5 protein-coding genes and 1 pseudogene are annotated in these 5,915 nt (G+C 70.3%); all 6 read left to right on the forward strand.

Features of this window, described 5'->3' with window-relative positions; genetic code table 11:
- A partial coding sequence (locus AC1DY5_RS38945; protein WP_478119801.1) for an amidohydrolase family protein occupies nt 1–895 on the forward strand: 895 nt, incomplete at its 5' end.
- Nucleotides 892–1,710: an N-formylglutamate deformylase gene (gene hutG, locus AC1DY5_RS38950; RefSeq protein ID WP_478119802.1), complete on the forward strand. Its 819-nt coding sequence runs from the start codon at nt 892–894 to the stop codon at nt 1,708–1,710. The genes AC1DY5_RS38945 and hutG, both read left to right, overlap by 4 nt.
- A gap of 5 nt (nt 1,711–1,715) precedes the next feature.
- Nucleotides 1,716–2,852, forward strand: a complete 1,137-nt coding sequence (locus AC1DY5_RS38955; protein WP_478119803.1) for a histidinol-phosphate transaminase — start codon at nt 1,716–1,718, stop codon at nt 2,850–2,852.
- A 53-nt stretch (nt 2,853–2,905) separates the two neighbouring features.
- Nucleotides 2,906–3,796, forward strand: a pseudogene (locus tag AC1DY5_RS38960) (MFS transporter); the annotation flags it as partial.
- 318 nt (nt 3,797–4,114) lie between these two features.
- Nucleotides 4,115–5,161 carry a homocysteine S-methyltransferase family protein gene (locus tag AC1DY5_RS38965; protein WP_478119805.1) on the forward strand — a complete coding sequence of 349 codons (1,047 nt, stop codon included), beginning with the start codon at nt 4,115–4,117 and terminating at the stop codon, nt 5,159–5,161.
- 183 nt (nt 5,162–5,344) lie between these two features.
- The coding region (locus tag AC1DY5_RS38970) for an SH3 domain-containing protein (RefSeq protein WP_478119804.1) at nt 5,345–5,915 on the forward strand (571 nt) is incomplete at its 3' end.

A 5,915-nucleotide genomic window follows, 5' to 3' on the forward strand; every position in this document is an offset into this window, starting at 1 on the left:
CGGCGGCAAGCCGCCGAACCCGGGCCAGCGCCGCTTCATCCGGTCGACCGACTCGATGCTGCGTCTGCTCGATGCGCTGAAGCCGGCCTGCGATGCGCAGGGCGCGCGCCTGGGCCTGGCGCCGCACTCGCTGCGCGCCGTGACGCCCGATGCGCTGCGCGAGGCGCTCGCCGGCCTCGACGCGCTCGATGCCACGTCGCCGATCCACATCCACATCGCCGAGCAGACGCAGGAAGTCGACGACTGCATCGCCTGGAGCGGCCAGCGGCCCGTGGCCTGGCTGCTCGACCATGCGCCGGTCGATGCGCGCTGGTGCCTGGTGCATGCCACGCACATGGATGCGCTGGAATACCAGCGAGCGGCAACGCGCGGCGCGGTCGCCGGCCTGTGCCCGACCACCGAGGCCAACCTCGGCGACGGCATCTTCGACTTCGCGGCCTGGCGCAGCCATGCCGGCGCCTGGGGCGTGGGTTCGGACAGCCACGCCTGCGTCAACGCGGCCGAAGAGCTGCTTATGCTCGAGTACAGCCAGCGCCTGGCCACGCGCCAGCGCAATGTCGGCGCCAATGCCGCGCAGCGCCAGGTCGCGACCGCGCTGACGCTGGCGGCCGTAAACGGCGGTGCGCAGGCCGCGGGCCGCGCTATCGGCGGACTCGCGGTCGGGCAGCAGGCGGACTTCGTCGTGCTCGACGCCACGCATGTCGCGCTGCAGGGTCTCGCCGCGCCTGACATGCTTTCGGCCCATGTCTTTGCGAGCCACCGCACGTCGGCGATCGACGCGGTGTGGGTCGCGGGCCAGCCGCGCGTCGCCGCCGGCCGGCATGCACTGCACGAAATAGGCGCCCTCGACTTCGTCGCCGCACGCAGCCAACTCCTAGAGGACCGAACCCCATGAGCTTCACCACCACCGAGCCGCCGTTCCGCTTTCGCGCCGGCAAGCGTCCCCTGCTGATCTCGATGCCGCACGTCGGCACCTATGTGCCGCCGCAGCTCGCGGCACGCCTCGCCGACGAGGCGCGCCAGGTGCCCGACACCGACTGGCACCTCGAGCGCCTCTACGACTTTGCCGACGAACTCGGCGCCTCGATGCTGGTCGCCACCCACTCGCGCTACGTGGTCGACCTGAACCGGCCGCCCGATGGCGCCAGCCTCTATCCGGGCCAGAGCGTCACCGGCCTGTGCCCGGTCGACAGCTTCGACGCCACGCCGCTCTACGCGGCCGGCGATGCTCCCGGCGACGCCGAGATCGCGCAGCGCCGCGAAGCCATCTGGCAGCCCTACCACCGCCAGCTCGCGGACGAACTGGCGCGCATCCAGGCGCAGCACGGCATCGCCGCGCTGTGGGACGCGCATTCGATCCGCTCGGTGCTGCCGCGCTTCTTCGAAGGCAGGCTGCCCGACCTGAACCTCGGCACCGCCAATGGCGCCAGCTGCGACCCGGCGATGGCGCAGACGCTGAAAGAGATCGCCGGCGAGGCTAGCGGCTTCAGCTCGGTGTTGAACGGCCGCTTCACCGGCGGCTACATCACGCGCCACTACGGCCAGCCGGGGCTGGGGGTGCATGCGGTGCAGCTCGAGATGACGCAGTGCAGCTACATGCAGGAGGCCTTGCCTTTCGACTATCTGCCCGAGGTGGCCGCGCGCGTGCAGCCGCATGTGCGGCGAATGCTCGAAGCCGTGCTGGACTTCGTCGAGCGTCCGCGAGTCTGAGCGGGATGGACACGTCATCCGCCATCAATGAACTCGCGCGCCCCGAGGTGTCGCCGCTGCCTGCCTACAACGCCGGACTGTCGTCGGAGGCGGTGCGTGCGCGCTACGGCGTCGAGCAGATCGCCCGCCTCGCCAGCAACGAAAACCCCTTCGGCGCCAGCCCTGCGGTGGGCCGGGCGCTGGCCGGCCTGGCCATGCAGCTGAACACCTATCCCGATGCGAACTGCACCACGCTGCGCGGCGCGATCGGCCGGCGCGTGGGCGCCGAGCCCGGCCAGGTGGTCGTGGGCAACGGCTCCGAGGACATCCTGCAGATGCTGTGCCTGGCCCTTCTGTCGCCGGGCGACCGGGTGCTGGCGCAGCGCCCGGGCTTCGGGCTGCACGAGATCTTCCCGCGCATGATGGGCGCCGAGGTCGAGACGCTCGCTTTGACCCCCGAGCTGGCGTTCGACCTCGATGCCTGGTGCGAGGCGCTGGCGCGCGGGCCGAAGATCGCGATGGTCGCCAACCCCTCGAATCCGGTCGGCTGCATGTTCGATGCGGCCGCGTTCGAACGCGTGCTCGCGGCCACGCCGGCCGGCACGCTGCTGGTGATCGACGAGGCCTATGTCGAGTACGCGCGGCTTGCGCCCGGCTTCCCGGACGCGCTGGCGGCGCTGCGCGACCAGCAGCGGCCCTGGATCGTGTTGCGCACCTTCTCAAAGGGCTGGGGCTTGGCGGGGCTGCGGGTCGGCTACGGCATTGCCTCGGATGCCGCGCTGGTGCAGTTGCTCGACCGCGTGCGCACGCCCTTCAACGTCAACCATGCGGCGCAGACGGCCGCATTGGCCGCCTGGGGCGACGAGGCCTTCATGGCCCATGCCGTGGCCGAGACGGTGCAGCGGCGCGAAGCAATGATCGCGGCGTTGCACGCGATGGCGCTGCCCGGCCTGCGCATTGCACCGTCGGCGGCCAACTTCCTGTTCATCGACCTGGCACGGCCGAACGGCCCGGTCAACGAGGCGCTGCTGGCGCGCGGCATCATCGTCAAGCCCTGGAAGGAGGCCGGCTTCGAGCACTTCATGCGGGTCTCGATCGGCAAGCCCGAAGAGAACCAGCGCTTCCTGCACGCCCTGCGCGAGATCTTCGACGCAGCGCAGTGAAGATCTTCCGTGGCTGGGGCGTGGTCGCGGCCACGCACGTGCTGCTGGCGGTGGTGTTCGACGCGGCCTTATCCTTCGGCGCCTTCTTCGAGGGCATCCAGGCCAGCTTCGATGCCGACCGGCTCTCGGCCGCCACGGTGTTCTCGATCACCGCCTTCCTGTACTACGTGGTCTGCGCCTTCTCGGGCGCGCTGGCGGATCGCTTCTCGCTCAGAAAGGTCGTGGGCGCCGGCATTGCCCTGCTCGCGACCGGCTTCGCGCTGGCCAGCTTCGCGCCCTCGCTGCGAAGCCTGTTCGTGCTCTTCTGCGTGTTCGCGGGCCTGGGTATCGGGCTGGTCTACATGCCTGCGGTGGCGGCGGTGCAGCGCTGGTTCGTCCGGCAGCGAAGCCGCGCCTCGGGCCTGGCGCTGGCCGGCACCGGCATCGGCATCGGCATCGGCATCGGCACCTTCGTCGGGCCCGTGGTCGCCGGACTGCTGATGCGGCAGCTGTCGTGGCAGGCCACGATGCAGGTCTTCGCAGGCGTCATCGCGCTGCTCGGCCTCGGTGCGGCCCTGGCGATGCGCGCGAAGCCGCAGGACCTCGGACTGCTTCCCGACGGAGACGATCCCTTGCAGGTGGCGCGGCAGGCGCCGCAGCAGGAGGGCGTGCGCTTGCGCGATGCGCTGCGGCAGTCGCGCTTCTGGTGGTACTTCGCGGCGATCGCCACCGGCTCGGTCGGCCTCTTCGTCGCGCTTGTGCATGTCGCGCCGGCGGCGCGCGCGCAGGGCATCGCGGACTACAGCGCCACGTTGCTGATCGGACTGATCGGGGTCGGCAACATGCTCGGCCGGCTGGTGCTCGGCGGCCTCTGCGACCGGCTCGGACCGCAGCGGCTGCTGTTGCTGCTGACGCTGGCCCTCGCTCTGCTCGACGGCGTCTGGCTGGGTTCGGAGAGCTTTCCGGCTTTAGTGGTCTTCACGCTGCTATTCGGCGCCGCCAACGGCGGCTGCATCGCGATCCACCCTGCCGTGGCGCCGGTTGGTTCGGCACCCGGCAGCTCGGCGCCATCCTGGGCGCGCAGTACATCGGCGTGGGCATTGCGGCGCTGTTCGGTGCCAGCGCGTCCGGGCTGCTGTTCGACCTGCGCGGCAGCTACGCGTGGCCGATCGGGGTATGCGGCTTGCTGGCGCTGCTGTCCGCCCTGTGCCTGCCAGCGGCAGGGCGCTGGCCCCAAGACCCGGCAGCGCCGAGGGCCCGGCGCCGCTTTCTACAATCGGCGCATGAAGCCCGTCGTCTACACCCGCGCCCAGCAACTGCCCGCTATCCTGGCCCAACGCATCGCCATCCTCGACGGCGCCATGGGGACGATGATCCAGCGCTTCAAGCTGACCGAGGCGCAGTACCGCGGCGAGCGCTTCAAGGACTTCCCGCGCGATGTCAAGGGCAACAACGAGTTGCTCTCGCTGACGCGGCCCGACGTCATCCGCGACATCCATGAAGGCTACCTCGCCGCCGGCGCCGACCTGATCGAGACCAATACCTTCGGCGCCACCCGGATTGCGCAGGAGGACTACAAGATGGCCGACCTGGCGCGCGAGATGAACCTCGAGTCGGCGAAGCTCGCGCGCGCGGCCTGCGACAAGTTCAGCACCCCGGACAAGCCGCGCTTCGTTGCCGGCGCCCTCGGCCCGACGCCCAAGACCGCCAGCATCAGCCCCGACGTCAACGATCCGGGCGCGCGCAACGTGAGCTTCGAGGAACTGCGCGCCTCCTACTACGAGCAGGTCGAGGCGCTGGTCGAAGGCGGGGCCGACCTGCTGCTGGTAGAGACCATCTTCGACACGCTGAACGCCAAGGCCGCGCTGTTCGCGATCGACGAGTACTTCGAGGCCAGCGGCGAGCGGCTGCCGCTGATCATCAGCGGCACCGTGACCGACGCCTCGGGCCGCATCCTGAGCGGCCAGACCGTGACAGCCTTCTGGCACAGCGTGCGCCATGCGCAGCCGCTGGCCATCGGCTTGAACTGCGCGCTCGGCGCCGCACTGATGCGGCCCTATATCCAGGAGCTGGCGCGGGTGGCCGACGACACCTTCATCAGCTGCTATCCCAACGCGGGCCTGCCCAATCCGATGAGCGAGACCGGCTTCGACGAGACGCCCGACGTCACTTCGCGCCTGCTGCACGAGTTTGCCGCCGAAGGGCTCGTGAACATCGTAGGCGGCTGCTGCGGCACCACGCCCGAGCACATCGCCGCGATCGGCCAGGCGGTCGCGCCGCTGGCAGGGCGCAGACTTCATCGCGCCGCGTTCTATAGTGAAGCGGCTTGATCCCGGCGCCGTCCTGAAGCTCGCACCGACTGCAGTCCCGGCGCATGTGAAGCCGGGATGAAGAAGCTCTCCAAACGTTTTTCGCGTGCGCGAATGCATGCGGTGGGACGTTCTGGATGAAGGCCGTGGCTGATTGACACTGGGCGCAAGCCCCCTCTACCCTGGTCCGCAAAGGAAATATTCATGAACGAAAAGGCTCTGCGATGGGTCGGTCTCGGCGCCATGGCACTGATGGTGCCGCTGGCCGCTGCGGCCCAGCAGGCATTCACCCGCGGTCCCGTCAACCTGCGCGCCGGTCCCGGCGATAGCTACCCGCTGGTGGCCACGTTGGCGCCCGGGCAGTCGCTCCAGGTGATGGGCTGCACCGCCGGCTACGGCTGGTGCGACGTGGTGCTGCCCGACGGCCTGCGCGGCTGGTCCTATGCGGCGAGCCTCGAATACGCCTACCAGGAGGAACGGGTGCCGCTGGCGACCTACGGCGCCATCATCGGCGTTCCGCTCGTGACCTTTGCGATCGGCAGCTACTGGTCGAACTACTACCGTGACCGCCCCTGGTACAACCAGCCGCGCTGGTGGGGCGGCCGGCCGCCGCCGCCGGTTCCGGGATGGCGTCCCCCGCCGCCGCCGGTGCYGGGCTGGCGGCCCAATCCCTGGCCGGGCTATCAGCCGCATCCGCCGGGCTTCCGCCCGCCGCCGGTCCCCGGGTTCCGCCCGCTGCCGGCACCCGGCTTCCAGCCGCCGCATGGCGGGGGAC

It is taken from the genome of Variovorax sp. P4_D9, assembly GCF_056401695.1.